The organism is Rheinheimera tilapiae (assembly GCF_042432165.1).
Taxonomy (GTDB): Bacteria; Pseudomonadota; Gammaproteobacteria; order Enterobacterales; family Alteromonadaceae; genus Pararheinheimera; species Pararheinheimera tilapiae.
The window spans coordinates 1,049,116-1,073,157 of record NZ_JBHLXP010000001.1; the positions used below are offsets into that span (position 1 = coordinate 1,049,116).

General features: G+C 52.3%; 21 protein-coding genes. 8 read left to right on the forward strand and 13 right to left on the reverse strand.

Going from position 1 to position 24,042, the window contains the following annotated elements:
* The first annotated feature begins 42 nt into the window (after positions 1-42).
* A complete protein-coding gene (locus tag ACFFJP_RS04270) occupies positions 43-954 on the forward strand; it encodes a hydrogen peroxide-inducible genes activator (RefSeq protein ID WP_377240863.1) in 912 nt (303 codons plus the stop codon).
* Between the two features lie 18 nt (positions 955-972).
* Here ACFFJP_RS04270 and ACFFJP_RS04275 read toward each other — a convergent pair whose 3' ends face one another.
* Positions 973-1,197, reverse strand: coding sequence for a hypothetical protein (locus tag ACFFJP_RS04275; protein WP_377240865.1), 225 nt, complete (start codon positions 1,195-1,197; stop codon positions 973-975).
* 196 nt (positions 1,198-1,393) lie between these two features.
* Between ACFFJP_RS04275 and queA the strand changes: the two genes are divergently transcribed.
* The 6 genes from queA (at position 1,394) to ACFFJP_RS04305 (ending at position 7,379) form a co-directional block, all read left to right on the forward strand.
* Complete coding sequence (gene queA / locus ACFFJP_RS04280) at positions 1,394-2,428, forward strand: tRNA preQ1(34) S-adenosylmethionine ribosyltransferase-isomerase QueA (protein ID WP_377240867.1); 1,035 nt, start codon at positions 1,394-1,396, stop codon at positions 2,426-2,428.
* Positions 2,429-2,529: 101 nt separating this feature from the next.
* A complete protein-coding gene (gene tgt / locus ACFFJP_RS04285; protein WP_377240869.1) occupies positions 2,530-3,693 on the forward strand; it encodes a tRNA guanosine(34) transglycosylase Tgt in 1,164 nt (387 codons plus the stop codon).
* A gap of 38 nt (positions 3,694-3,731) precedes the next feature.
* Positions 3,732-4,070 carry a preprotein translocase subunit YajC gene (gene yajC, locus ACFFJP_RS04290; protein ID WP_377240871.1) on the forward strand — a complete coding sequence of 113 codons (339 nt, stop codon included), beginning with the start codon at positions 3,732-3,734 and terminating at the stop codon, positions 4,068-4,070.
* Positions 4,071-4,095: 25 nt separating this feature from the next.
* Positions 4,096-5,946 (forward strand): protein translocase subunit SecD, encoded by a 1,851-nt coding sequence (gene secD / locus ACFFJP_RS04295; protein ID WP_377240873.1) that lies wholly within the window; start codon positions 4,096-4,098, stop codon positions 5,944-5,946.
* A 10-nt stretch (positions 5,947-5,956) separates the two neighbouring features.
* Positions 5,957-6,898: a protein translocase subunit SecF gene (gene secF, locus ACFFJP_RS04300; RefSeq protein ID WP_377240875.1), complete on the forward strand. Its 942-nt coding sequence runs from the start codon at positions 5,957-5,959 to the stop codon at positions 6,896-6,898.
* Positions 6,899-7,010: 112 nt separating this feature from the next.
* Positions 7,011-7,379, forward strand: coding sequence for a rhodanese-like domain-containing protein (locus tag ACFFJP_RS04305; RefSeq protein ID WP_377240877.1), 369 nt, complete (start codon positions 7,011-7,013; stop codon positions 7,377-7,379).
* Between the two features lie 61 nt (positions 7,380-7,440).
* Here ACFFJP_RS04305 and suhB read toward each other — a convergent pair whose 3' ends face one another.
* From suhB to ACFFJP_RS04340, 7 genes are all read right to left on the reverse strand, one after another.
* A complete protein-coding gene (gene suhB / locus ACFFJP_RS04310) occupies positions 7,441-8,244 on the reverse strand; it encodes an inositol-1-monophosphatase (protein WP_208933297.1) in 804 nt (267 codons plus the stop codon).
* A 234-nt stretch (positions 8,245-8,478) separates the two neighbouring features.
* On the reverse strand, positions 8,479-10,206 hold the full coding sequence (locus ACFFJP_RS04315) for a potassium/proton antiporter (RefSeq protein ID WP_377240879.1): 1,728 nt from the start codon (positions 10,204-10,206) through the stop codon (positions 8,479-8,481).
* 261 nt (positions 10,207-10,467) lie between these two features.
* On the reverse strand, positions 10,468-10,797 hold the full coding sequence (locus tag ACFFJP_RS04320; RefSeq protein WP_377240881.1) for a DUF4144 family protein: 330 nt from the start codon (positions 10,795-10,797) through the stop codon (positions 10,468-10,470).
* An 88-nt stretch (positions 10,798-10,885) separates the two neighbouring features.
* Positions 10,886-12,472 carry a bifunctional phosphoribosylaminoimidazolecarboxamide formyltransferase/IMP cyclohydrolase gene (gene purH, locus ACFFJP_RS04325; RefSeq protein ID WP_377240883.1) on the reverse strand — a complete coding sequence of 529 codons (1,587 nt, stop codon included), beginning with the start codon at positions 12,470-12,472 and terminating at the stop codon, positions 10,886-10,888.
* Positions 12,473-12,644: 172 nt separating this feature from the next.
* On the reverse strand, positions 12,645-12,935 hold the full coding sequence (fis, locus tag ACFFJP_RS04330; protein WP_031568655.1) for a DNA-binding transcriptional regulator Fis: 291 nt from the start codon (positions 12,933-12,935) through the stop codon (positions 12,645-12,647).
* Between the two features lie 18 nt (positions 12,936-12,953).
* Positions 12,954-13,925, reverse strand: coding sequence for a tRNA dihydrouridine synthase DusB (dusB, locus tag ACFFJP_RS04335; RefSeq protein ID WP_377240885.1), 972 nt, complete (start codon positions 13,923-13,925; stop codon positions 12,954-12,956).
* 1,164 nt (positions 13,926-15,089) lie between these two features.
* Positions 15,090-15,947: a LytTR family DNA-binding domain-containing protein gene (locus ACFFJP_RS04340; protein WP_377240887.1), complete on the reverse strand. Its 858-nt coding sequence runs from the start codon at positions 15,945-15,947 to the stop codon at positions 15,090-15,092.
* A 230-nt stretch (positions 15,948-16,177) separates the two neighbouring features.
* Here ACFFJP_RS04340 and ACFFJP_RS04345 point away from each other — a divergent pair, with 230 nt between their 5' ends.
* Entirely contained in the window at positions 16,178-18,340 is a 2,163-nt protein-coding gene (locus tag ACFFJP_RS04345; protein ID WP_377240889.1) for a TonB-dependent receptor plug domain-containing protein, read from the forward strand.
* A gap of 45 nt (positions 18,341-18,385) precedes the next feature.
* On the opposite strand, the gene ACFFJP_RS04350 is transcribed toward ACFFJP_RS04345, so the two are convergent.
* Genes ACFFJP_RS04350 through ACFFJP_RS04370 form a run of 5 tightly spaced genes read right to left on the reverse strand, consistent with a single transcriptional unit; the run spans position 18,386 to position 23,986 of the window.
* Positions 18,386-18,994, reverse strand: a complete 609-nt coding sequence (locus ACFFJP_RS04350) for a hypothetical protein (RefSeq protein WP_377240891.1) — start codon at positions 18,992-18,994, stop codon at positions 18,386-18,388.
* The gene (locus tag ACFFJP_RS04355) at positions 18,987-20,219 is read right to left on the reverse strand and encodes a mandelate racemase/muconate lactonizing enzyme family protein (RefSeq protein WP_377240893.1); all 1,233 of its coding nucleotides are present in this window, start codon (positions 20,217-20,219) and stop codon (positions 18,987-18,989) included. The genes ACFFJP_RS04350 and ACFFJP_RS04355 overlap by 8 nt, the downstream gene beginning before the upstream one ends.
* Positions 20,216-21,346 (reverse strand): alpha/beta hydrolase, encoded by a 1,131-nt coding sequence (locus tag ACFFJP_RS04360; RefSeq protein WP_377240895.1) that lies wholly within the window; start codon positions 21,344-21,346, stop codon positions 20,216-20,218. The genes ACFFJP_RS04355 and ACFFJP_RS04360 overlap by 4 nt, the downstream gene beginning before the upstream one ends.
* Positions 21,336-23,213, reverse strand: coding sequence for a GH3 auxin-responsive promoter family protein (locus ACFFJP_RS04365; protein ID WP_377240897.1), 1,878 nt, complete (start codon positions 23,211-23,213; stop codon positions 21,336-21,338). Before ACFFJP_RS04365 ends, ACFFJP_RS04360 begins: the two co-directional genes overlap by 11 nt.
* Positions 23,210-23,986 carry a thioesterase II family protein gene (locus tag ACFFJP_RS04370; RefSeq protein WP_377240899.1) on the reverse strand — a complete coding sequence of 259 codons (777 nt, stop codon included), beginning with the start codon at positions 23,984-23,986 and terminating at the stop codon, positions 23,210-23,212. The genes ACFFJP_RS04365 and ACFFJP_RS04370 overlap by 4 nt, the downstream gene beginning before the upstream one ends.
* Between the last annotated feature and the right edge of the window lie 56 nt (positions 23,987-24,042).

The following is a 24,042-nucleotide window of genomic DNA, read 5'->3' on the forward strand; positions in this document are numbered from 1 at the left end:
GCTATCTTTGCGGGTAAATCAAAATTTATAACGGAATTTACGATGAAACGACTACCCAGCGTGAAACAACTGCAATATTTACTCGCCTTACATGAACATCAGCATTTTGGCCGTGCCGCCGATGCCTGTTACATAGGCCAGTCCACTTTAAGCGCCGCCATTGCCAATCTGGAAGAAACTATCGATGCCCAGTTACTGGAGCGTGATCACAAAACCTTTATATTTACCTCGCTAGGTGAAGATGTGGTGCGGCAGGCCAGGTATATCATTGAACAATGTGAGGAACTGGCCGATTTTGCCCGTAATCAGGGGAAGCCGATGACCGGACAGTTCCGCCTCGGTTGTATTCCAACTATAGCGCCTTTTGTGCTGAGCGAAGTGATGGCGCTGTGTCGTCAGCGTTATCCGGAATTGCAGTTATTACTGCGCGAAGACACCTCGGAGAACTCATTACGGGCGCTGACAGAAGGCCGGCTGGACATGGTATTGCTGGCGCTGCCCTATGAAACTGGTGCTTTACACACTGAAGTACTGGCGCAGGACGGTTTTAAACTGGTGTTACACAAAGACTGGCAAGACCGCGGCTTCAGTCAGGATATCTCACAGTGGCCGGATGAAAGTATCTTTTTACTGGAACGGGAACATTGCCTGACCGGCCATGCGGTGAAGGCATGTGAGCTGGAAGATTCGCGTAAAGTGAACCCGTTTTTTGCCACCAGCCTGCATACGTTGACGCAAATGGTAAACAACAAACTCGGCGTGACTTTTATGCCGCAGATGGCGATTAACAGCGGGTTGTTACAAGGTACTGAGCTGATCAGTCAGGCACCTGCCAGCAGTGGTGCCGCGCGCGACATCGGCGTAGCCTGGCGACCAACGTCAAGCAAGTCGCGCAATTACCGCTTGATGGCAACGCTCATCGCAGAAGTGTTGCAACAAAAGTGCGCCGGTTAAGCTGGCGCACTCAGGCTATCAGGGGCGTTGGCGGAATTTACTGAAATACAGCTGGTGCTCGGCCAATCGTCGGTCTGGCAATAATAGTAACAGCATCAGTGCAAACAGATTCAGCAGTGGTAACAAACCTGCACCGGCAAACAGTAGTGCAGGGTAGCCTTTTTCAATTGCAAGCTGGTAACTGTACCAGCATAAGATGATTTGACTGGCACCCAACAAAATCAGACTAAACCAGATATCCATAGTGACTCCCTGTATCTACGAAACGAATGTTGCCGCGCGTCCTGCGCTTTATTCGATTATAGAGCAGTTGTCAGGGAAGCCATGACGATTCTGCACTTTATTTCTGTAAGCCATAAGCCGCAGAGTCATTGAGAAAATCAGCGTGAATCATTAGACTATGTCCCCCTTCAGTGTTTGTCAGTAAAGCGGACCTGTGATGCAAAAAACTGATTTTTCTTTTGAGCTGCCCGAGCAGCTGATTGCCCGTTTCCCCCAGCCAGAACGTTCTGCCAGCCGGTTGTTAAAACTACAACGCCAGACTGGAGAAATTGAACATACCCACTTTAAAGCGGTATTGGATGCAGTTAATCCTGGAGATCTGCTGGTATTCAACAATACCCGCGTGATCCCGGCGCGGTTATTTGGCCAGAAAACGTCTGGCGGCAAAGTCGAAGTACTGGTTGAACGCCTGTTAGACGACAAACGTTTCCTCGCGCATATCCGTGCCAGCAAAGCACCAAAGCCAGGTAACCGTTTAATCCTGGAACAGGACGCCGAAGTCGAGATGACCAGCCGTCACGGTGAGTTGTTTGAGCTGACGTTGCTGTCAGACGAGCCCGTGCTGGCGATGCTGGAACGACTCGGTCATATGCCTTTACCACCTTACATCGACAGACCGGATGCGGCCAGCGATCGCGAACGCTATCAGACTGTGTATAACGCGAAACCCGGTGCTGTCGCGGCGCCTACTGCGGGATTGCATTTTGACGAGCCATTGCTGGCGGCGTTGCAAGCCAAAGGTGTGGAATTTGCTTTTGTTACGCTGCATGTCGGTGCCGGCACCTTCCAGCCAGTGCGGGTCGACAATATTCTTGAACATCAAATGCACGCCGAATATATCGAAGTGCCACCGGAAGTCGTTGCCGCCGTCGAAGCATGTAAAGCTCGGGGCAACCGCGTGATCGCTGTGGGCACGACATCGGTGCGGTCGCTGGAATCTGCTGCGCAGTTCGCGAAAGCTGCTGGTCAGCCGTTGCAGCCTTATTACGGTGATACGCAGATTTTTATCTATCCCGGTTATCAGTTTGCCGTCATTGATGGCTTGATCACCAATTTCCATTTACCGGAATCGACGCTGATTATGCTGGTGTCGGCGCTATGCAGCAGAGATATCATCATGCATGCCTATCGGGAAGCGATTACGCAGCAATATCGATTTTATTCCTATGGCGATGCGATGCTAATCCTTTAAGCGGCGCAGTCAGGTCGGATTGTCAACATACGCCTGGCTTTCTGCTACAATCGGGCGTTTTTTTAAAAGGCTGGACTGTTTTTCCGGTCAATGAGGTCACAATGAAATTTGAGTTAATGAAGACCGACGGCAAAGCCCGGCGCGGACGTATGACATTTGCCCGTGGTGTGGTCGATACCCCGGCATTTATGCCAGTTGGTACCTACGGCACAGTTAAAGGCATGACGCCGGAAGAACTGGCTGCGACCGGGGCACAAATCTGCCTTGGCAATACCTTTCACCTGATGCTGCGTCCTGGCACGGAAATCATTCGTAAACACGGTGATTTACATGATTTTATGCATTGGGACAAACCCATTCTGACCGACTCTGGTGGTTTTCAGGTGTTTAGCCTCGGCGAACTGCGTAAAATCAAAGAAGAAGGTGTGACGTTCCGCTCCCCGCTGAATGGCGAAAAAATCCAGCTGACGCCAGAGCGTTCGATGGAAGTACAGCGCGATTTAGGCTCTGATATCGTAATGATTTTCGATGAATGTACGCCATATCCTGCCACCGAGCAGCAAGCGAAAAAATCGATGGAAATGTCTTTGCGCTGGGCCAAACGTAGCAAAGATGCGCATGGCGATAACCCTTCTGCATTGTTTGGCATCATTCAGGGCGGCATGTATCCGAATCTGCGTGATGTGTCATTAAACGGTCTGGAAGACATCGGCTTTGACGGTTACGCCATCGGTGGTTTATCGGTTGGTGAACCGAAACATGAAATGATCAAAATCCTCAATCACACCACAGACAAAATGCCGGTACATAAACCGCGTTATCTGATGGGCGTGGGTAAACCGGAAGATCTGGTTGAAGGCGTGCGCCGTGGCATCGATATGTTCGACTGTGTGATGCCAACCCGTAACGCCCGCAACGGCCATTTATTCGTTACAAGTGGTGTGATTAAGATCCGCAATGCCAAATACAAAGACGATATCGCGCCTTTGGATGAAAATTGTGACTGTTACACTTGTAAAAACTATTCGCGCGCATATCTCCATCATCTCGATCGTTGTAATGAGATCCTGGGTGCCCGACTGAATACTATCCATAACCTGCACCATTATCAGAAATTAATGCAGGGCTTACGCGATGCGATTGAACAAGGCACACTGCAGGACTTTATCACTGACTTTTATGCCCGTCGTGGTTTGACTGTTCCGGCACTTGATGCGCCAGTTCCGGTGTTGGCAGACAGTGCAGAGACTGCGTCAGCTGAATAACAATTTGAAATTAAGCTTTAAAATTTAAGGGGATACCAATGAGTTTTTTTATTTCTGATGCACAAGCACAAACGGCAGCTGCTGGCCAGCCTGGTGGTGGTTTAGATCTGGTGATCATGTTGGCCGCTTTTGGTCTGATTTTCTACTTCATGATCTTCCGTCCACAAAGTAAGCGGATGAAAGAGCACAAAAACTTGATGTCATCTTTGGCCAAAGGTGATGAAGTGCTGACGCAGGGCGGCCTGGTCGGTCGGATCGCGAAGATCGCTGACGATAAAGATTTTGTCGTCATTGCGCTGAACGACACGACTGAAGTGACAGTGCAAAAAGGCTCTATCAGTGCCGTACTGCCGAAAGGCACGATGAAATCGCTGTAAAGCGAACGGCTGAAAGGAATTTAATGTGTTAAATCAAAACTCAATCTGGCGTTATTTGCTGGTAGTTGTGGTAATGGCCGTCAGTTTTATCTACGCCTTGCCCAACATTTACCCAAGCGATCCATCGCTGCAAATTAATGCGACCCGTGGTGCTGAAGTCACTGCCGAAGTGGTCGACAAAATTAGCACTGAACTGACTGCCAAACAAATCAACAGTAAAAGCGTAGTTTTAGAAGACGGACAGGTTCTTGCGCGTTTTCTGACTACTGAAGATCAGTTAAAAGCACGTGAAGTCATCGAGCAACTGCTTGGTGACAAATACGTCACTGCGCTGAATCTGGCACCGGCGACGCCGGCTTGGATGGACAGTATCGGCGCAGCGCCAATGAAACTGGGTCTGGATTTACGCGGTGGTGTGCATTTCCTGATGGAAATTGACATGAAAACTGCGATGGACAAAAACGTCAATGATCTGGTGCAAAACTACCGCACCGATTTGCGTGAAGCCAAAGTGCGTTACCGCTCTGTCGCGGCCGACCTGCCAAAACAGCAAGTGGTGTTAACGTTCCGCAGCCCGGAAGATGTTAAAGCAGCACAGAAAGTCCTGTCGGAAAAAGACCGCGATATGGTGTACACCGAAGGCGCTGACAATACTTTACTGGTTAGTTTCAGCGAAGCCAAAGTTAAAGCGCTGCGTGAAGATGCTGTCGCGCAGAACATTACCATTATCCGTAACCGCGTTAACGCCATTGGTGTGGCTGAACCGCTGGTGCAACGTCAAGGCGCTGAGCGGATAGTCGTTCAACTGCCTGGCGTGCAGGACACAGCACGCGCTAAAGAAATTCTTGGCGCTACGGCGACACTGGAATTCCGTCTGGTTGACGAATCTGCCGATGTCGCCAGTGCTGCTGCAGGCCGCGTTCCACCAGCTTCACAGCTGTTCTATGACCGCAGTGGTGCACCAGTGGTGCTGCAAAAACGTATCATGCTGACTGGTAACCACATCGTTGGTGCCAATGCTGGTTTTGATGAATATAGCCGGCCGCAGGTCAATATTGACTTAGATGCTAAGGGCGGCAACAGCTTCTCGCTGGCGACTAAAGACGCCATCGGTAAAGCGATGGCCACGGTGTTTATCGAATACAAGCCAACCGGTAAAAAAGACGCTGATGGCAAAACGATTCTGGAGAAAAAAGAAGAAGTGGTATCTGTCGCCACTATTCAGGCTCGTTTAGGCCGCAGCTTCCGTATCACAGGCCTCGATGCGCCAGGTGAAGCCCAGAATCTGGCTGTGTTGTTACGCGCCGGTGCCCTGATCGCGCCGATCCAAATCGTGGAAGAACGGACCATTGGCCCTAGCTTGGGTCAAGAAAATATCGACCTCGGTATGAACGCCATTATGTGGGGCATGCTGGCTGTGGTTGGTTTTATGGTGTTCTATTACAAGTGGTTTGGTGTGGTCGCAAATATTGCGCTGGCCTGTAACCTGGTGTTGCTGGTCGGTATGATTGCGATGATCCCCGGTGCGACCCTGACGTTACCTGGTATGGCCGGTATCTTGCTGACTGTCGGTATGGCGGTGGACGCTAACGTATTGATTAACGAGCGGATCCGTGAAGAATTGGCGAATGGTCGTTCTGCGATGCAGGCGATCCATGAAGGCTATGACCGTGCTTTTGCTACTATCGCTGACTCGAATATCACTACCTTATTGGTCGCGTTGATTCTGTTTGGTGTCGGTACAGGTCCGGTTAAAGGTTTTGCGGTGACATTAGCGCTCGGTATTCTGACTTCTATTTTCACAGCGGTTGTGATCACGCGTTTGATCGTCAATGCCGTCTGGGGCCAGCGCCGCGGCGCTGACCTGCCGGTTTAAGGAGCGCAAGATGCGTCTATTTATCTATAAAAACGCGCTGAACTTTATGAAGTTCAAATGGCCGGCGTTGATTTTCTCAACCTTTTTGGTACTGGGTTCATTGGTCAGTTTATTTACCAAAGGACTGAACCTGGGGCTGGATTTTACCGGTGGTACCGTCATTGAAGTGCAATTTGAGCAACAAGCTGAGTTAGACAAAGTGCGTGATGCGCTGGCTGCTGCTGGTTTTGCTGATGCCCAAGTCCAGTACTTCGGCAGTAGTCAGGACGTGATGATCCGGATCGCACCGCGTGAAGGTGTACAGCAAAAGGCCATCGGTGAGCAAATCCTGACCGTCATCAACACTGTCGCAGCGACTCCGGTTACGGTGAACAAAGTTGACGTAGTGGGTTCTGCGGTTGGTGATGAACTGAAAGAAGATGGTTTTCTGGCGATTCTGGCAGCATTGGTAGGGATTTTAATCTATGTTGCTGCCCGGTTTGAATGGCGCTTTTCTGTCGGCGCTGTGGCATCTCTGTTACATGACGTGATTATCACGTTGGGGATGTTCTCGGTAACAGGCATGGAATTTGACCTGACGGTTCTGGCCGCAATTCTGGCGCTGATTGGTTATTCCATCAACGACACTATTGTTGTGTTCGACCGGATCCGCGAGACATTCCGGAAAATGCGTGATCTGTCCACCGACGAGTCGGTGAATGAGGCGATCACGACAACGCTGAGCCGAACCACGATGACGTCTTTTACCACGGCATTAACTTTGATAGTCCTGTTCTTTATGGGTGGCGCTATGATCCACGGTTTTGCCACAGCGCTGTTGTTTGGTATCGCGATTGGTACCTATTCTTCAATCTTTATCGCATCTGCGTTGGCCGTGATCCTCGGCGCGAGCCGTGAGGATTTGATGCCCACAGTGATCGAAAAAGAAGGGGCGGATACACCGTCCATCTAAATAGCTGAAAGCCAGTCTCGTGACTGGCTTTTTTCTTTTTAAAGCAATAAGGTACTGAGGCTTACCGGCAGTTGCATAACGGCTGCACAGGTTTTAGTTGAAGGAGTTGCAGATGAGCAAACAACATAATACCGGCTTTCTGGCGATGGTTGACGCGGCGAAAAGCCGGGTTCGTGAGATCTCTATCGAGCAATACAATGCGCATCAAGCGCCTTGTGTGCTGATTGATGTGCGGGAAGATCTGGAGTGGCAAAAAGGCCATTTGCCACAAGCGATGCACATCGGTAAAGGTGTCATTGAACGCGATATCGAAGGTAAAGTTCAGGATAAGCAACAAACTTTAGTTTTGTACTGCGGTGGTGGTTTTCGTTCAGCTTTAGCGGCGGATGCGTTACAGCAAATGGGCTATAGCGATGTGTTGAGTCTGGCCGGCGGTTATACTGCCTGGGTCAATGCTGGTTTGCCGGTGACGCAAGATTAAATGCCCATCGACCATGCGCCAAAAAAACGCCGGCAATCGCCGGCGTTTTTGTCTCTGCCGCTTAGCGCATCAGCGATTCGGTCAGGTGCGGGCGCATGCCTTTTAACATCGCAGCCAGCACTTTCGGGTTACCGGCAACAACGTTGCCGCTTTTCAGCTGGTTATTGCCGCCAACGAAATCGCTGACCAGACCACCGGCTTCCCGCACAATCAGTTCACCTGCAGCGATATCCCATGGTTTTAAACCGATTTCCCAGAAACCATCTAAACGGCCAGCGGCGACATAAGCCAGATCCAACGCAGCTGAACCGCTACGACGGACGTCTGCAGCAGTAGTGAAGAAAGTTTTGAAAGTTTCGGTATAAGCATCAAGGTGATGCTTTTGCTTAAACGGGAAACCTGTTGCCAGAATAGTGCCGGTTAAGTCTGTGGCGTTGGTCACACGAATACGGCGACCGTTTAACTGCGCACCACCACCACGGCTGGCAGTGAACACTTCACCACGCAGTGGATCATAAATGACCGCCTGATCGAGCTTGCCATTGTGGCGCAGCGCGATAGAAACGGCGAAGTGGGGGATGCCTTTGATAAAGTTGGCGGTACCATCGAGTGGGTCGATGATCCATTGGTATTCACTATTGAAACTGCCGTAATCGCCACCTTCTTCGCCAACGATATCGTGGGTTGGGTAGGATTTACGCAGGATTTGCACTATTGCCTGTTCTGCTTCTTTGTCGACGTTGGTGACAAAGTCGTTGGTGCCTTTTTGGCTGGTCTGAACCATGTCGAGTTGACCACAGGCCCGGGCGATGATATTGCCTGCGCCACGCGCAGCACGAACAGCGATGTTTAACATCGGATGCATAGAGTGAATACCTTATTGTATAAAGAACAGTCAAAAGAGCGGCGCGTATTGTAGCCGTTAGGTGGTAAAAGTAAAGTGATTTTCGGCTGTCCGGCAATGCCTGATGTATGCCCGCCTCTCGTTGCCTATAGGTTTTGATGCAATTCGCGTGCTCATTGCCCCCTACATTCTGCCTCAGAATCGTAGGGCGGGTAGAGCGAAGCGAAACCCGCCGGCTGGTCAGCTGAACCGAACTCAGACTTCCGCGTCGCCCTGTGCCTTTACCCCCACGCGGCGGATCTGCTGGCCGTCCAGCTCGGCCACTGTCCAGCCCATACCGGACCATTGCAAGGTGTCGCCGACGACTGGATTCCCTCCCAGTTTTTTCGAAATAAAGTCGGACAAGGTGACTGCGTCGCCGCAGTTGGTTAAATCCAACGAATAGAACATGGCCAAATCATCCAGCCGGGCAGCGCCGTCCAACATAAAATCGCCAAAGAACTCAAAATCAAAGTTACGTTGTGGTGTTTCACTGAACATGCGTCCCAACACCGGTAAATCAGCGTCATGGCCAATAATACACAGGACGTCGCCGGCCATCAGCTTACTGCTACCCGAAGGATGCAGTAGTTGATTGTCACGAAACAGTGCCACAATTCTGGTATTGTCCGGCATGTTCAGCTGCTTTAGTTCGCTGCCTATACACCATTTGTCCGGATTGAGTTTGTAAACAAACATTTCCCATTGGCTGGCCAGCTGCACTTCTATACCGGCACGTGAGACCGGCAATGGCATCGGTGGTACTACCACATGAGCCTTTTTTGCGGCAAAGCCGAGCGTCGTGCCTTGCAGCAGCAATGAGACCAGCACGATAAAAAACGCCACGTTAAAAAACAGCTGGGCGTTTGGCAGCCCTGCCATCAGCGGGAATACCGCCAGAATAACCGGCACTGCGCCACGCAGGCCGACCCAAGAGATAAAAGTGCGCTCTCGCAGTGTAAAACTCTTAAATGGCAGCAGGCCGATAAACACCGACAAAGGTCGGGCAAACAAAATCATCCACAAAGACAGTAATAAAGCAGGAATAGCGATGGGGAGTAATTGACTTGGCGTCAGCAATAAACCCAGCACCAGGAACATACCGATTTGGCTGAGCCAGGCTAAACCGTCAAACATATGCACAATGCCATGCCGGTTACGAATTGGCTGATTGCCGAGTACTAAACCACAGACATAGACACTTAAGATACCGCTGCCGCCGACCGAACCGGACACGGCATAGAGGAATAAACCACCGCTGACCGCAAGTAACGGATAAAGGCCATCGGCAATCTGAATTTTATTGATGAGATTCAACAGCACCCAGCCACCGGCCAGCCCGAGCAAAATCCCCACACCAAATTGCTGAAACAAACTCACCACGACTTTCCAGTCAAAGCTGGTTTGACCGGCAGCCAGCATTGAAATCAACGTTACCGTCAGAAACATCGCCATCGGATCGTTACTACCGGATTCGATTTCCAGCGTGGCGCCAACCCGTTCGTTCAACCCCTTTCCATTCAATAAGTTAAAAACAACCGCCGCGTCGGTGGAGCCGACAATAGCGCCAATCAGTAAACCTTCTAGCATCGTGAGATCAAACAACCAGGCAGCAGCAAAGCCGGTAAGGCCGGCCGTAATCATCACGCCGATCGTTGCCAGAGATAATGAAGGGCCTAACGCTACGCGGAAGCTTTTGACATTGGTGCGCATGCCACCATCCAGCAAAATCACCGCCAGCGCCAGGTTGCCAACCAGATAGGCCATGGAATAATCGTCAAACGCAATACCGCCAGGGCCGTCGATGCCGGCAAACATACCAACACCAAGAAATATAACCAATATAGGCACGCCAATCTTACTGGCAACCGAACTCATCATGATGGCGGCGGCGACCAATATGGCTCCCAGCAGGAATAAATGATTGATCGTTGTTGCGTCCATAGCGAGCCTGTTGACGTAGATTGTTCGTAGATAATACTAAAATGCAGACGTTAGGTTGTTATTTCAATGATTAATTCATTATTCATGATTAATACATGAAAAATAACAATAAATACAGTGGCTTATGTTTTGTTTATTTTAATTCAATTGTGCTTTTCAAGTGTTTTATCTGACTATTGCTGTGCATTCCTGTCATCTACGCAGCTAAATGGGTGATAAAGCGCATTTTCAATTATAAATGATACGGAGATATCTGCTGTGTCAGAGCTCTTCATCGTGACTGATCATCAGAATCAACGACTTTAGATCGGCCGCCTGAATTTTGCTGACACAACTTTGTGCCTGGGCGAAAAAATGTTGCTGCACTCTGGCGATCAGTTGTGGTAATGACCAGCGCCGGGTTGTTGGGTATGGAACCCCTTCGTTATTGAACAGCCATTCGGTCCCCAGGCTATCGATAATATAATCAGCGTCAGGCAGCATCGCATGTGTGTCTGCCAATAGACTTTGCAGCGCTGCCAGGTTGTCGAGGCGCAGCATCTCATCTGCGCCTGAGTAACAAAATAAAGCGGGGAATTGGATATCGTTCATTTGCCTCAGTCCCTTTTTTTTGTAGATAAAAAAACGGCAGCCAAAGCTGCCGTTTTTGTGGGTCATGACACAAGCGTCTAAAACAAGCTTAGTGGCGGAAATGCCGCACGCCGGTGAAGACCATTGTCATGTCGTGCTCGTCAGCAGCTGCAATGACTTCAGCATCGCGCATCGAGCCGCCTGGCTGGATCACGGCTTTGATACCGGCTGCTGCGGCTGCGTCGATACCATCACGGAACGGGAAGAAAGCATCAGACGCCATCACTGAGCCTTTGACTTCCAGATTTTCATCGGCCGCTTTAATACCAGCGATTTTCGCACTGTAAACACGGCTCATCTGGCCGGCGCCAACACCAATCGTCATAGAATCTTTTGCATAAACAATGGCATTTGATTTGACGTATTTGGCCACTTTCCAGCAGAACAGCAAGTCACGCAGTTCATCGGCAGAAGGTTGACGCTTAGAGACCACTTTGAGGTCTTCCAAACCGACCATTCTCTGGTCGCGGTCCTGCACCAATACACCGCCGTTGACGCGTTTGATATCAAAACTGGTGGTCTTCTCTGACCACTGGCCGCACACCAGCAAACGAACGTTTGGCTTTTTCGCGACTACAGCTGCAGCTTCTGCCGTGGCGGTTGGCGCAATTATGACTTCGACAAACTGACGGCTGACAATGGCTTCTGCGGTGGTGGCATCCAGTTCGCGGTTAAAGGCGATGATGCCGCCAAAAGCCGAGGTCGGGTCGGTCTGATACGCACGGTTGTAAGCAGCCAGAATATCGTCGCCAATCGCCACACCACATGGGTTGGCGTGTTTGACGATAACACAGGCCGGCTCTGCGAATTCTTTTACGCATTCGAGTGCGGCATCTGTGTCAGCGATATTGTTGTAAGACAGTTCTTTGCCCTGCAGCTGCGTTGCGCTTGCCACCGAGGCTTCCTGAATGCTGTTTTCCACATAAAAAGCAGCGGCCTGATGGCTGTTTTCACCGTAGCGCAGATCTTGTTTCTTGGTGAACTGGCTATTGAAGGTGCGTGGGAACTTGCTTGGCGTTGCTTCTGGTGTGTCGTAGGCGCTCAGCATAGTCCCGAAGTAGTTCGCGATCATGCCATCATACTGCGCCGTGTGTTCATAGGCACTGATGGCCAGACTGAAGCGGGTCGCATGCGTGGTGGCGCCATTGTTGGCGGCCATTTCAGCCAGTACTTTGTTATAGTCTGCAGCATTCACCACAATAGTCACGTCTTTGTGGTTTTTCGCAGCAGCACGCACCATGGTCGGGCCGCCGATATCGATGTTCTCGACCGCATCTTCCAGTGTGCAACCGGCTTTGGCCACGGTTTGCGCGAATGGATACAGGTTCACTACGACTAAATCAATTGGCTTGATGCTGTGAGTGTCCATCACACCCTCGTCAGTGCCACGACGGCCTAAAATGCCACCATGTACTTTCGGATGCAGGGTTTTGACCCGGCCATCCATGATTTCCGGGTGACCGGTGTAATCAGATACTTCAGTGACCGGAATACCAGCGTCGGCCAGTAATTTCGCGGTACCACCGGTCGACAGCAGTTCAACGCCCTGTGCATGCAGTGCAGTGGCGAATTCCAGAATACCAGTTTTATCAGACACGCTCAGCAGTGCGCGACGGATTGGTAAGTTTGAGCTCATCGTCAGTCTCTTCTGTTAATTAAAAATTTAGGAATGGACAGCCAAGGGTTGCAGAAGAATAGTCGGGGAAACCTGGCTTGTCCTGTCAAAGCTGGTCACAGCAAGAACCTGGCTTTGAGAAACAAAAAAGCACCCGAAGGTGCTTTCTGGCGGGACTCCTCCCGCGGGGGCATTAACTCATGCCGTATTGTTTCAGCTTCTTACGCAGCGTACCGCGGTTGATGCCCATCAGGTTGGCGGCCCGGGTCTGGTTGCCGCGGGTATATTTCATCACTTCTTCCAGCAGAGGGCGTTCCAGCTCTGACAGGACCAGCTCGTACAGGTCGTTGACGTCCTGACCGTTCAGCTGTTGCAGGTAATTCGCCACCGCTTTTTGTACCGCGTTACTTAAAGGCTGCGGTTTTTCCTGAGTCTGTACATGGGCGTTGGTGATAAATGGCGAAGTCACGTTTTGATTAAACATTGCCTAGTCTCTTTTACGTTAGGTTGCTGCTAGTTGTTCGAAATACAGATTTAAAGCATCGAGTTGCACGCTGGCATCCTCAATACCATTAAATTCACTGCGGAACAGTCCCGCGCTGTCTTGTTCGGCCAGATACCACCCGACATGTTTACGGGCGACTCTTGGACCTAACACATCACCATAAAGCTGGTGCAGACCGCGGACATGTTCCAGCAAAATCTCCTTCACTTCCTGCAAAGCAGGCGGAGGGAGTTCTTGTCCTGTGGCCAGATAGTGCACCACTTCCCGGAAAATCCAGGGCCGGCCCTGCGCCGCGCGACCAATCATAATGGCGTCGGCACCGGTATAATCGAGCACAAACCGGGCTTTTTGTACGTTGTCGATATCACCATTGGCGACCACCGGAATAGCCACAGCCCGCTTAATGGCGCGGATAGTGTCGTATTCGGCTTCACCTTTATACATACAGGCTTTGGTACGGCCATGTACCGCCAGTGCCTGAATGCCGTTATCCTCAGCGATCCGTGCGATCTGAACCCCGTTTTTGTGTTCCGGGTCCCAACCTGTACGGATTTTCAGCGTCACCGGCACATCGACTGCACCGACAACCGCCTGAATAATCTGCTCAACTAAGTCCGGGTACTGTAACAGTGCCGAACCCGCCAGCTTCTTATTCACTTTCTTCGCCGGACAACCCATATTGATGTCGATAATCTGGGCGCCATGTTCGACGTTAAATCGGGCAGCATCTGCCATTTGTTCCGGATCCGCACCTGCAATCTGTACCGAGCGTAAACCCGATTCATCTGCATGTGTCATCCGTTTCAATGACTTTTCGCTTTGCCAGACCAAAGGGTTGCTGGACATCATTTCTGATACAGCTAAACCGGCACCAAACCGGCGGCACAGCTCACGAAAAGTGAAATCTGTTACACCAGCCATCGGGGCACAAATCACATTGTTGTCAAGTTGATAAGGACCGATGCGCACCGCTCTATCTCTGGGGTCTACCCTCAAGGGGCGCTAAGTTTACGGATTTTTGCCCACAATGCAAAGGCTAATATTTAAACAAAAATATAAATTTATCGGGGGTTGGCGGGTTGACAATCGCTAAACGGCTGAAAATTGGACTTATCGGTTTTGGGAATGCGGGTTGGCGTGAAGATTTGTCATAGATAATTGTAGTGTTGCTGAATTTGTCACCAATGACTTGATAGCAAATACTGCGGATTTGCGTGGTAATTCGTGAAACTGATGCCACGAATCACCGACTAGCTCCCAGTAAAGCGTCCCTGTATTGTTCAGCCATTCACAGCGCTCATGGTGTTCACCCAGCGCCGAGCCAATAGATTGGCGTGGCGAAAACCCTGATTCACTATACTAACCGCCCCTTTCTATAAAAAATTGCCGGGAGTAATTTTTAACAATGCGTAGCGTTGGTCCGAAGGAGGAGCTCGAGGGATGGCGCGAATAAAAAATTGCCGGGAGTAATTTTTAACAATGCGTAGCGTTGGTCCGAAGGAGGAGCGTCAGGGATGGCGCGAATAAAAAATTGCCGGGAGTAATTTTTAACAATGCGTAGCGTTGGTCCGAAGGAGGAGCGCTAGGGATGGCGCGAATAAAAAATTGCCGGGAGTAATTTTTAACAATGCGTAGCGTTGGTCCGAAGGAGGAGCGCCAGGGATGGCGCGAATAAAAAATTGCCGGGAGTAATTTTTAACAATGCGTAGCGTTGGTCCGAAGGAGGAGCGCGAGGGATGGCGCGAATAAAAAATTGCCGGGAGTAATTTTTAACAATGCGTAGCGTTGGTCCGAAGGAGGAGCGCCAGGGATGGCGCGAATAAAAAATTGCCGGGAGTAATTTTTAACAATGCGTAGCGTTGGTCCGAAGGAGGAGCGCCAGGGATGGCGCGAATAAAAAAAGGCACCTGATTAACAGGTGCCACAGGCAGAAATCCCAGGAACATGGTGTTTTTACAACTGAACTGAATGCGCCTGCCGGTACAGTTCATATTGTTATAGTATAACATATCCTGCGTTTCCGGTAGCGACATAGCCGCCAATGCGACTAATTTCGCAAAAGCGTCGTTCAATGACAGCAGGCGTCAGTTATTCACAGGATCTGTCGGACATGATGCCGACGAAACCCAGACATTAAAGTAAATGTGGCTGAAGTAGTGCCGTGGCTAAAGGCATTTGTGTCCGGCTGACCGGGACTTTACTGCCATCCTGTAATAAAAGCTGGCCCTGTCGCCCCTGCCGGCTTAGCTTTTTTACCGCTGCAAAGCTGACCCAATAAGAGCGGTGTGGCGAAAAGCCACTGGTTTCAGGTAATTCTGCGATGGCGTCTTTCAGATTGCAGAGAATTAAACTGCGTCCCTGCGATGTTACGACGAGTAAATAGTGCAGTTCTGACTTCAGATAAAGCAGCTCACCACGTCGCTCTGGCGGCACCTGACGTTGCAGACCGCTGAACTCAGCAGTCAGCGCTAATGCGCTGCCTGCAGTGTCAGCTTGTCCGGCAGTCGGATGTGGCTGAGTATGGGGTGCGTCCGGGCTTCTTTGTGGGCGAATGAGTCTGAAACCAAATAACCATGGCGCATTCGCCGCTATCCAGGCCACCGTTATCAACGGGCCCACTGCCAGCACTTCACGCCACCAGGCGGCGGCCCAGTTTTGCCAGCCCTGATATTGCGGATCTAAGCCCAGTGCTACATCCAGCAACAATGCAGGACCGGCAAACAACAGGCTGGCACTGAGGCCACACAGCAGCAGTTTCAGCCAGGCCGATTGTTGTTGCAGCGCCGGCACATGCTGCAAATGCTGCTGACACAGGATCAGCAAGGTCACCGGTAATAAGCCCTGAAGTAACCAGGTTCCCAGCAGCAGAGGAAATTCCAGTTGCTCTGCATTGCGATCGAGTAAGGCGAATAACAGCGCCAGCACAAATCCAACTGAATAGAAATAATGTTTAGGGTTTGGTTCGTGACTTGATAAATCTGTGACCAACATTTTATCCCTGTGCTCCCGCTGCTCCAATGATGTATCTCCCGCGGCCATCGATGCCCATTGGTGCAAAACCATGCCCACTGGTGCATCTGTCACCGAACTGACTTTTCGTCCTCAGTATCCTAAGGCGCGCAACCTGAGTTGCCGATTTGATGAGCTCAGGTTTATTTCAGGTTAATCAGATGTTTTTTCTAGTGTATCTGATCTGACTATCAGTGATCCATGGAGGTACTATGACGTTTCATCACAAACCGGTCCCTGTTTGTGCCTTACTCGCTGGTTTTCTCTGCCAGCTTCCCGTTGCTGCTGCGCCAGACAAGTCCGCCGCCGCTGCGGAGCCGGCAAACCTGGTTGCAGATCAGCCGGTTCCGGCGATTGTTGCAACTGCAGACCCTGCGGAAGAGCCGCTGGAAGTGATCCAGGTGTTGGGTCGCCGGCCGGACGGACTGACGTTGAGCAGCGAAAAGATCCTGAATGTGGCCGGCGCCGGCAACGATCCGTTGCGCGCGCTGGAAGCTTTACCCGGTGTAATTCTGGCAACGCCAGGCACCGGTGGACCTGTCGCAAAGCCAGCTATCCGCGGCAGTTCACCGGTGGATAATGAATATCAGGCGGATTTTCTGCCGGTCGGTTATGTATTTCACAATGATGGTCTGAGTACCTTTAATCCTTTATTAATCCAGAGCTTCAGCTTGTACAGCAGCAGCTGGAGTCCACAGTACAAAGATGCCACCGGCGGCGTCATTGTGACGGAGCTGCGTGATCCGTCATTTGAGCAGTCCGGCTGGTTCCTGGACGCCGGTGCGATTCGCTCGTCACTGTTGTACGAAGGCCAGATCAGCCCGCAGGCGGCGTTTTACTTTTCGCTGCGCCAGAGTTTTATCCACTTATATATTGATCAGTTTATCGAAGACGAAGAATTCGATTTTTCCACGCCCCCCCGTAACAACGATTTTCAAAGCAAACTGGTTTGGGATATCAATGAACAGAACCAGCTGCGGCTGATCGCTACCGGTGCGCGTGACAAAGTCAGGCGCCGCTTTGACGACGGCAGCCGCGATGTGGCAAAAAATCCGGATCTGGCTACCGGTGAGGGCTATCGCAGTAGCTACAGCCAGTTTGGTGTGTTGTGGGATAATCAAAGCGTTGTCGGAGACAGTAAACTGGCGTTTAACCTGCTGGATCGTAGCGAAAATATCGAAGAAGGCATTGCCTGGAACCTGCAAAATGATATCCGCGAATGGCTGCTCAAATCGGCCACAGTCAGCCCGGTTGGCGACGCCGAACTGCATTGGGGGCTGGAACTGCGCCAGCAGAACATCGACTGGCAGGCCAAAGGACGGGCGCAGCCCTGTAATCCGGAATTAAATGTATGCCCGCCTGGTTATTATGCACCGATCCTGGCAGATAACGCCGGCGCGGACGTACGTTTTGTCAGCGGTCATCTGAACTACCAGCGGCCATTGGCAGCGGCTTTGCAACTAAAGGCCGGTTTGGCTTTGGAACATAACGATTTTACCGGTGAATCTTTTGCCGAACCCCGCATGGCGCTGACGTGGCATCTGGATCCGAACTGGCAGCTGGACCTTACGGCCGGTCAGCATCACCAATGGTTTCGTCGGGTAGAAATGCTGTCTTCGGTGTTTGGCAATCCAGAGCTGGAACTTGAAACTGCCGATCAGCTGGGACTTGGGCTGGAACATCGACTGAATGACTTATGGCGCTGGCAACTGGATTTGTACCACAAAAAGCTGGATAAACTGTTTGTCAGTAATCCGGCCCGTCAGTCCGGCGGCTTGTCCCAGCCGGGCCAGCTGCAGGCGCCGGCGTTTTTAAACGGCGGCAGCGGCAGTGCCAGCGGCGCGGAGTTTTTATTAAACCGCGATCTGACCGACGGTTGGTATGGCTGGCTTAGTGTGGGATACGCCAAAACCGAGCGGCGTAACGACCTGACTGGGCAGGATTTTAACTATGAGTGGGACATTCCGCTGATCATCAATGCCGTGGTGAACTACGAGTGGGATGAGCACTGGGAGTTAGGTTTTAAATGGCGTTTCCAGAGTGGCCGGCGTTACACTGAAATTTTTGGTGCCCGACCGGTGTACCCGCAGGTCAATGGTCAGCCAGATCTAAGCAAAGCGCCGATTTTTTATGACCCGACAGAAGGGACCTTTAACGGTGGCAGACGCGACGCGCTGCATCGACTGGATGCCAGGGTCGATTATCACACGCGCTGGGGCCAGTATCCGGTGACCATGTACTTTGAAGTGCTCAATCTGTATGGCAACAAGACAGTGCAGGAACAGGAATGGAACGCCGATTACACCAGCTATGAAGAAGATTATGAGTTCCCCGATTTTCCGTTCCCCGGACTGGGCATCAGTATCCGCTTCTGAACAACATTGCTGCCAGCCAGGTCGCCCCTGACCGGCAGCAATAAGCTACTTCCCGTGCTGTGATGGAGGGTTTACCCGATGGCTCAGCCATTTTTCCAGCAGCGACAATAGCAGCAGTGGTAAAAATGCACTGTACAGCAAGGGCCACTGGGTCAGCATGGCCGGTAGCATGGCTAGCAGACTGGCCAGCCACAACAGCAAAGAAGCCTTTTTACCATTCCGCCGATTCTGTGGATATACCGACAGACAGCCCGCAGGGTGACCACACAGACACAGCAAATTCAGCAGCGCAATACCAACAAATAGTGCCTGCGCCCGCCACAGATCCAGCAGCCACTGCAATAGCGACAGCTGCAGCACACTGGCGGCAGCTCCCAGTAACAAATACAGATTGGCCGCCAGCATCAGTTTGTTGACAGGCTGCTGGTGCCGGCACAACCACAGTTGTAGCAGCGCCAGCAGCGCGCTGTATTCAAAGGCCTGTAGCCAGCGGGCAAAGCTGTCCTGACCCTGCCAGCTGGCGTATAGCACAAAAAAAGTCAGTGGCACAAATTGCGTATGCCGCAACAGGCCGGTGAAATGCCGGTCTGTTGCAGTATGTCTGTAACGGTCTGCAGCTGATTTTTTGTGCACCGAAGTTATGTGATCAGCCACTTCGCCCTCCGGCAAACCAACTGTCGCAATGGCGGCTACAGTCATTCAGCAGCGCCTGGTCTATCTGCAATGCAAGCCCTGGCATCGTTTGCAGTGCGGCATTGGAAAGCAGACCTTTTGCGCCAAAGCGCAGGGATGGCTGCTGCAAGTCATGGCACAACAGATAATCACCAAAGGCTCCTTCGTGGTAGCGACAGTCCCCCAGCACCGCAGCGACCAGCTGGCCGGCCCGCGTCAGGATCACGCTTTCCCCGACCTGGGCCCCCAGCTGATACATCAGGCCATGCTGACGCGCCAGTGCGGCCAGCGCCAGTGTTGATAAGATTCCGCCACATTTGGAAACCCGCAAATTCAGCGCCGGCTGGAAACCGGCGTCCAGCAGATATCCCAAATCAGACCAGCGGCAGAAGGATTCATCGAGCATCAGCGGCACGACCCTGGAATATTCAGCAAAAAGCGCTAGATAACCAGCTTGGTCGTTGGCCGCCAGCGGTTGTTCAATACATTGCACACCCAACGCCAGCAGTTGCGGAATTGCCTGACGGGCCTGCGTCAGTGACCAGGCACCGTTGGCATCGACCCGCCAACTGGCCTGCGGATGGCTCTGTTGTAAGTCTGACAGCAGCGCCAATTCTGCGTTGAGGTCAAGCCCGACTTTTAGCTTAAATGCCCGCAGGTCCAGCGCCTGATACGCTTGCTGATAGCGGTTGAGCAACGCGGCATCGCCCAGGCCATAAGTACCGCTGTACTGAATATCGGAATTTTGTGTAGGGGCAGCGCTGCCGGTTTCAGACAGCCCAGCAGAGAGCAGTGTCGCCAGTGGTTGTTGCAGACATTGGCCAGCCAAATCCAGCAGCGCCAGATCAACAGCAGTCCTGACGCAGCTGGCGCTGGGCGCTAATGCAGGGTGTTGCTGATAGAAGTTGCCAAGGTACTCTAGGATAGCGCTAACACTGACAAAGCACTGGCCGGCGAGTGCCGGCAGCACCACTTCGCGCAGCGCCGCCACGACAGACGCATCGGTCTCGCCACTGACATAAGGCCGCGGCAACACTTCACCAAAGCCATGCCGGCCACAGGCCGAACTTAATTGCAGCACGATGCCGGTCACGGCCGCCCGCTGCTGACTGGCATGATTAAAGCTCAGCCGAAACGGGATTTCGGTTTGATACAACCGGATCGCGCTGATCTGAAGTTCCGGCTGAAATGGCAGATCAGACATCATAACCAATGCTCCGGTAACACCATCAACGGCTGGCGTGCCGGCACCTGCAGCACATCCTGTCCCTGCACTGGCCGATCATGCAGAAAATCATCAATATCCAGAATGCTTTGCTGCATATCTGCCGTGAAGGCCAGCAAATGACGGTGATCATCGCCGCCACTATAAGCTTTGGCCACGGTATTGGCTGGTGCCAGTGTCAGATAACTGCGCAGCCGCTGATTGTCCATCATCGGGTCGGCGGGCACATATAAATAGAAGCGCGGGAAGTGGGCCAGTGGATCTGTCGTAAAGCTGGTTCGCAACAGGTTAAATTGAGTCAGACCACCGACGGCCAGATAAAACTCACGGCTGAAACGGCGCTGCGAATACCCATCAGTGCTGATCGCCCACTGATAAAACGGATCTGAAGTAAACAAGGTGGCGCCTTTGTCGCCCTGTTGTTCCGGAATGGTTGAGGCAAAATATTGACCTGGAGCCGCAGCAATCAGCTCAGGAATGGTAAAAGGTAACGGCAGGCGTGAAAACAGCCCTGGTGTGGTAAACACCAGCCGGCGCACGCCCTGAGGCGGATAACTGTTGATATATCCGGTCAGAATATGCGCGGCAAAGCTGTTTGCCCACAGGTTCAGTTCAAGCGATGGATGGCGTTTGCGCACCAGCCGGACCATCTGATCCAGGCTGTCGGTCCAGACTTGCCAGCGGTCGACATGGCCCTGCTGGCGGATGAGGCTCCTGCCGTTGTCGCTGCCCGGCCGCACTGAGACGCCGGCCGAAGACTGACCGGCGCCCACTCGGTCAAATGCGTACACGGTATAGCCGAGGATCGCCAGATACTCCGCGCTGCCATAAAACCAGCCGCGATGACTCTGCAGGCCGTGATTGTAAACAATAACCTTGCCATTGCTGCGCCCGGGCAGCCAGTAGGTGTAGCGCAGCTGGTAATTCACAGGTTGGCCGGCCTGGCTGAGCAATGGGTCACTGTAATGCAATACCCCTTGGCGACCCGAGTGATTCAGCTGAAAAAAAGCGCTTCCGGTGGCTTGGCTGAGCGTCGAGCCCAACAGCGAGACCAACAACAAACTCCAGAGAAGGCTGCGGTGTAGCACCGCGTAAAATTCATGCAACATATTGATTTTCCTTAGCAGCAGTGCTGCTGATAATGACAAATTCAGTGCTGAGGCTGGCGTCAGCCGTCAGCGGGACAGTCTTAAATTGGGCTTCGCGGACACCCGCGGCGACCCGGCGGCGTTTAAATTGCTCCAATGTGCCACTGGCCAGTGCATGGACCTGCACCGCGCTGAGGCGTTGTGACAAACGTTTGCTGCGATACTCGATGTTTTGCTGTTGCAGCGCTTGTTCAAAGGCGCCGGCAAAGTGCTGTAGTTGCTGGAGGGCTGGTGGCTGACTGAACTCGGCAAACAGCTGGTAACCGCCTTGAGGGGCAGAGGCAAGACACTGAAAAAATACACAGTGCAGCGACGTTTGTTGCTGTGCAACGGTGATCGCTGCCAGCACTTGCTGCTCGTAGATTTTTTCCCCGGTAATATTGGTAACCCCTTTACCTTTCTGGACAAAATCAATCAGCGGTGTCGTGCCGTGAAAGCCTTTGACTTCGATAATGTCGTTCAGGTCATAGCGGTACAGGCCGGCGATATTGCTGAAATACAGGTAATAGCGCTCGCCGGTACACAGTTCGTCGGCCAGCAGATATTGCCGTTGCTCAGGGTTTAAATCGCCTTGTTGCACATCACTGACCCGGACAAATTCAAAGAAATTGTCCTCGATAGTTAGCAAACCTGCGCTTTGGTCCAGCGCCAGCGGTATAGAGCCGCGGATCTCTGAGGCGAGAAACCCCAGATCTTTGATATGTACCCGGCCGTACCACTGCTGCATTTTTTGCAGGAAAAATGCTGAGTTCCCGCCTGTCCAGCAAGCGATCACCGCCAGTTGTGGCCAGTAGTGGTAAGGCCGTAGCCGCAGCTCAGGGTCCTGTTGCCGCAAGGCGCGCAGTGCAGCTGCCCGCAGCGGATTGGCCGGACACAATGGCAACAACATTTCGCGGATCTCGGGTTCCACTGCAAACTGGCTGTTAATGCCGCCATGGGTCAAATCGTCCAACAACATGTCTTGCCACAACGCGCCTTTTTCCGCCAGCAGGCTCAAGGTCGATGGGTTGGTTGACGACACCAGACTGACATCCGCAGCCGCTATCCCCAAGCGTAAAATAGTGTAATAACGCGCATCGTAGTCTTTGATGCAATACACCGCATAAGGCAGCAGATATTTGTGTTTGATGGCCTCATCCAGATCCTGAATATACTGGCCGGAAATAGAGCCATAAGGCGTGCCGTCCGGCGCATGGCCTTCCACTGCCGGCGACACAATTACCAGCGATTTGCCGGTAAAAGCTCCTGAATGATTCTGCTGCAGGCTGTAACCCCATAACCGGGCGGCATCCTGATGGGCCGACTGTTGTTGCGCTTTGGTCACGGGGATAAATTTTGGCTCCCCGGTCGACCCGCTGGTGGTCGCGTAATAACAGGGCTTGCCTCGCAGCAGCACGTCGGCTTCGCCCTGCAAGTGGCGTTGAATATAAGGTCTGAGAGTTTCATAATCCTGCAAGGGCACATGCGCGCGGTATTGGCTGAGGCTTTGAATATCGGCAAAATGATGTTCGCGGCCAAACACAGTCTGCGCTTGCTGCTGCAGGATTTGGTTCAGTAACTGCAGCTGATAATAGCGGCTGTAACGACAGCGGAATTTAAAGCGGCGCAGCGCAGCATCTCCGCTGAGCGCAAAATTCAACCGGAAATCGCGTTGCAGCCGCAAGTTGCCGCGCTCCAGTGCTGAGCCGGCTTTGCGGTAAGCCCGCCAATAGCGGAACTGAATACTGAGCCGGATCAGCATCGCCATCAGCTTCCCCCCCAGCATGTGTAGTGTCAGGGCTAGTGGGCCCGGAGTTTTTACCTGCGGGTCTTTTTGCAATTCAGTCATGCCAGTTCCTCCCTGACATTTACCGTCAACGGTTGCAGGAGTTCTGCGCAAAGCTGACACAAGGCACTGACTTGGTTGTGCAGGTAAAAGTGATCACCATCGAACTGGCGTAACGTGGTGTCATTTGCCAGAACCTGACGCCAGGCCGTGATCTCAAAAGGGCTAACCAGCCGATCCTGCCGGCCTGCCAATAGAGTGGCGCTCAGCTGCCGCGCCGCCGGATGAGGCTGAAAATGGTAATTTTCCAACATGGCGTAATCCGCTCTGAGCACCGGCAGTACCAACGCCAGCAACTGTGGATTTTGCAACAATTCCTGCGGCGTGCCACCAAGCCGGCGCAGCTCATCGATCAGCATGTCATTGGTCAGGTGTGAACGACGGGACCTTACCGGCAGTTGCGGTGCCGGCCGGGCCGACAACAGCAGATGCCGCACTGGCTTGCCAAGTGCTTGAAGTTGCAGCGCCGTTTCATAGGCCAGTAGCGCTCCCATACTGTGGCCAAACAGCAGCAATTCGCCCGGATAGACCTGCAGTGCACCGGCACATTCGCGAGCGAGCTGACGCAGATCCTGCGGCAAAGGTTCGTGCCGGCGCTCATCCCGGCCAGGTAGCTGTACAGTCAGCAGATTCACTGAGGCCGGCAATTCCGGTAGCCAGGGGGCGAAAATCCGGCTGTTGCCGCCGGCATAATGAAACGCCACCACTGCAGGCGCTGTCGGATCGCTGCAGCGCAGCGCCCTCAGGATAGAACTTGAAGCGACCAGTAAAGACATTCAAAAACTCCTTCTCTTTTCGATATCTGGGGGGGGCTGGCAGCAGGGCTGCCAGC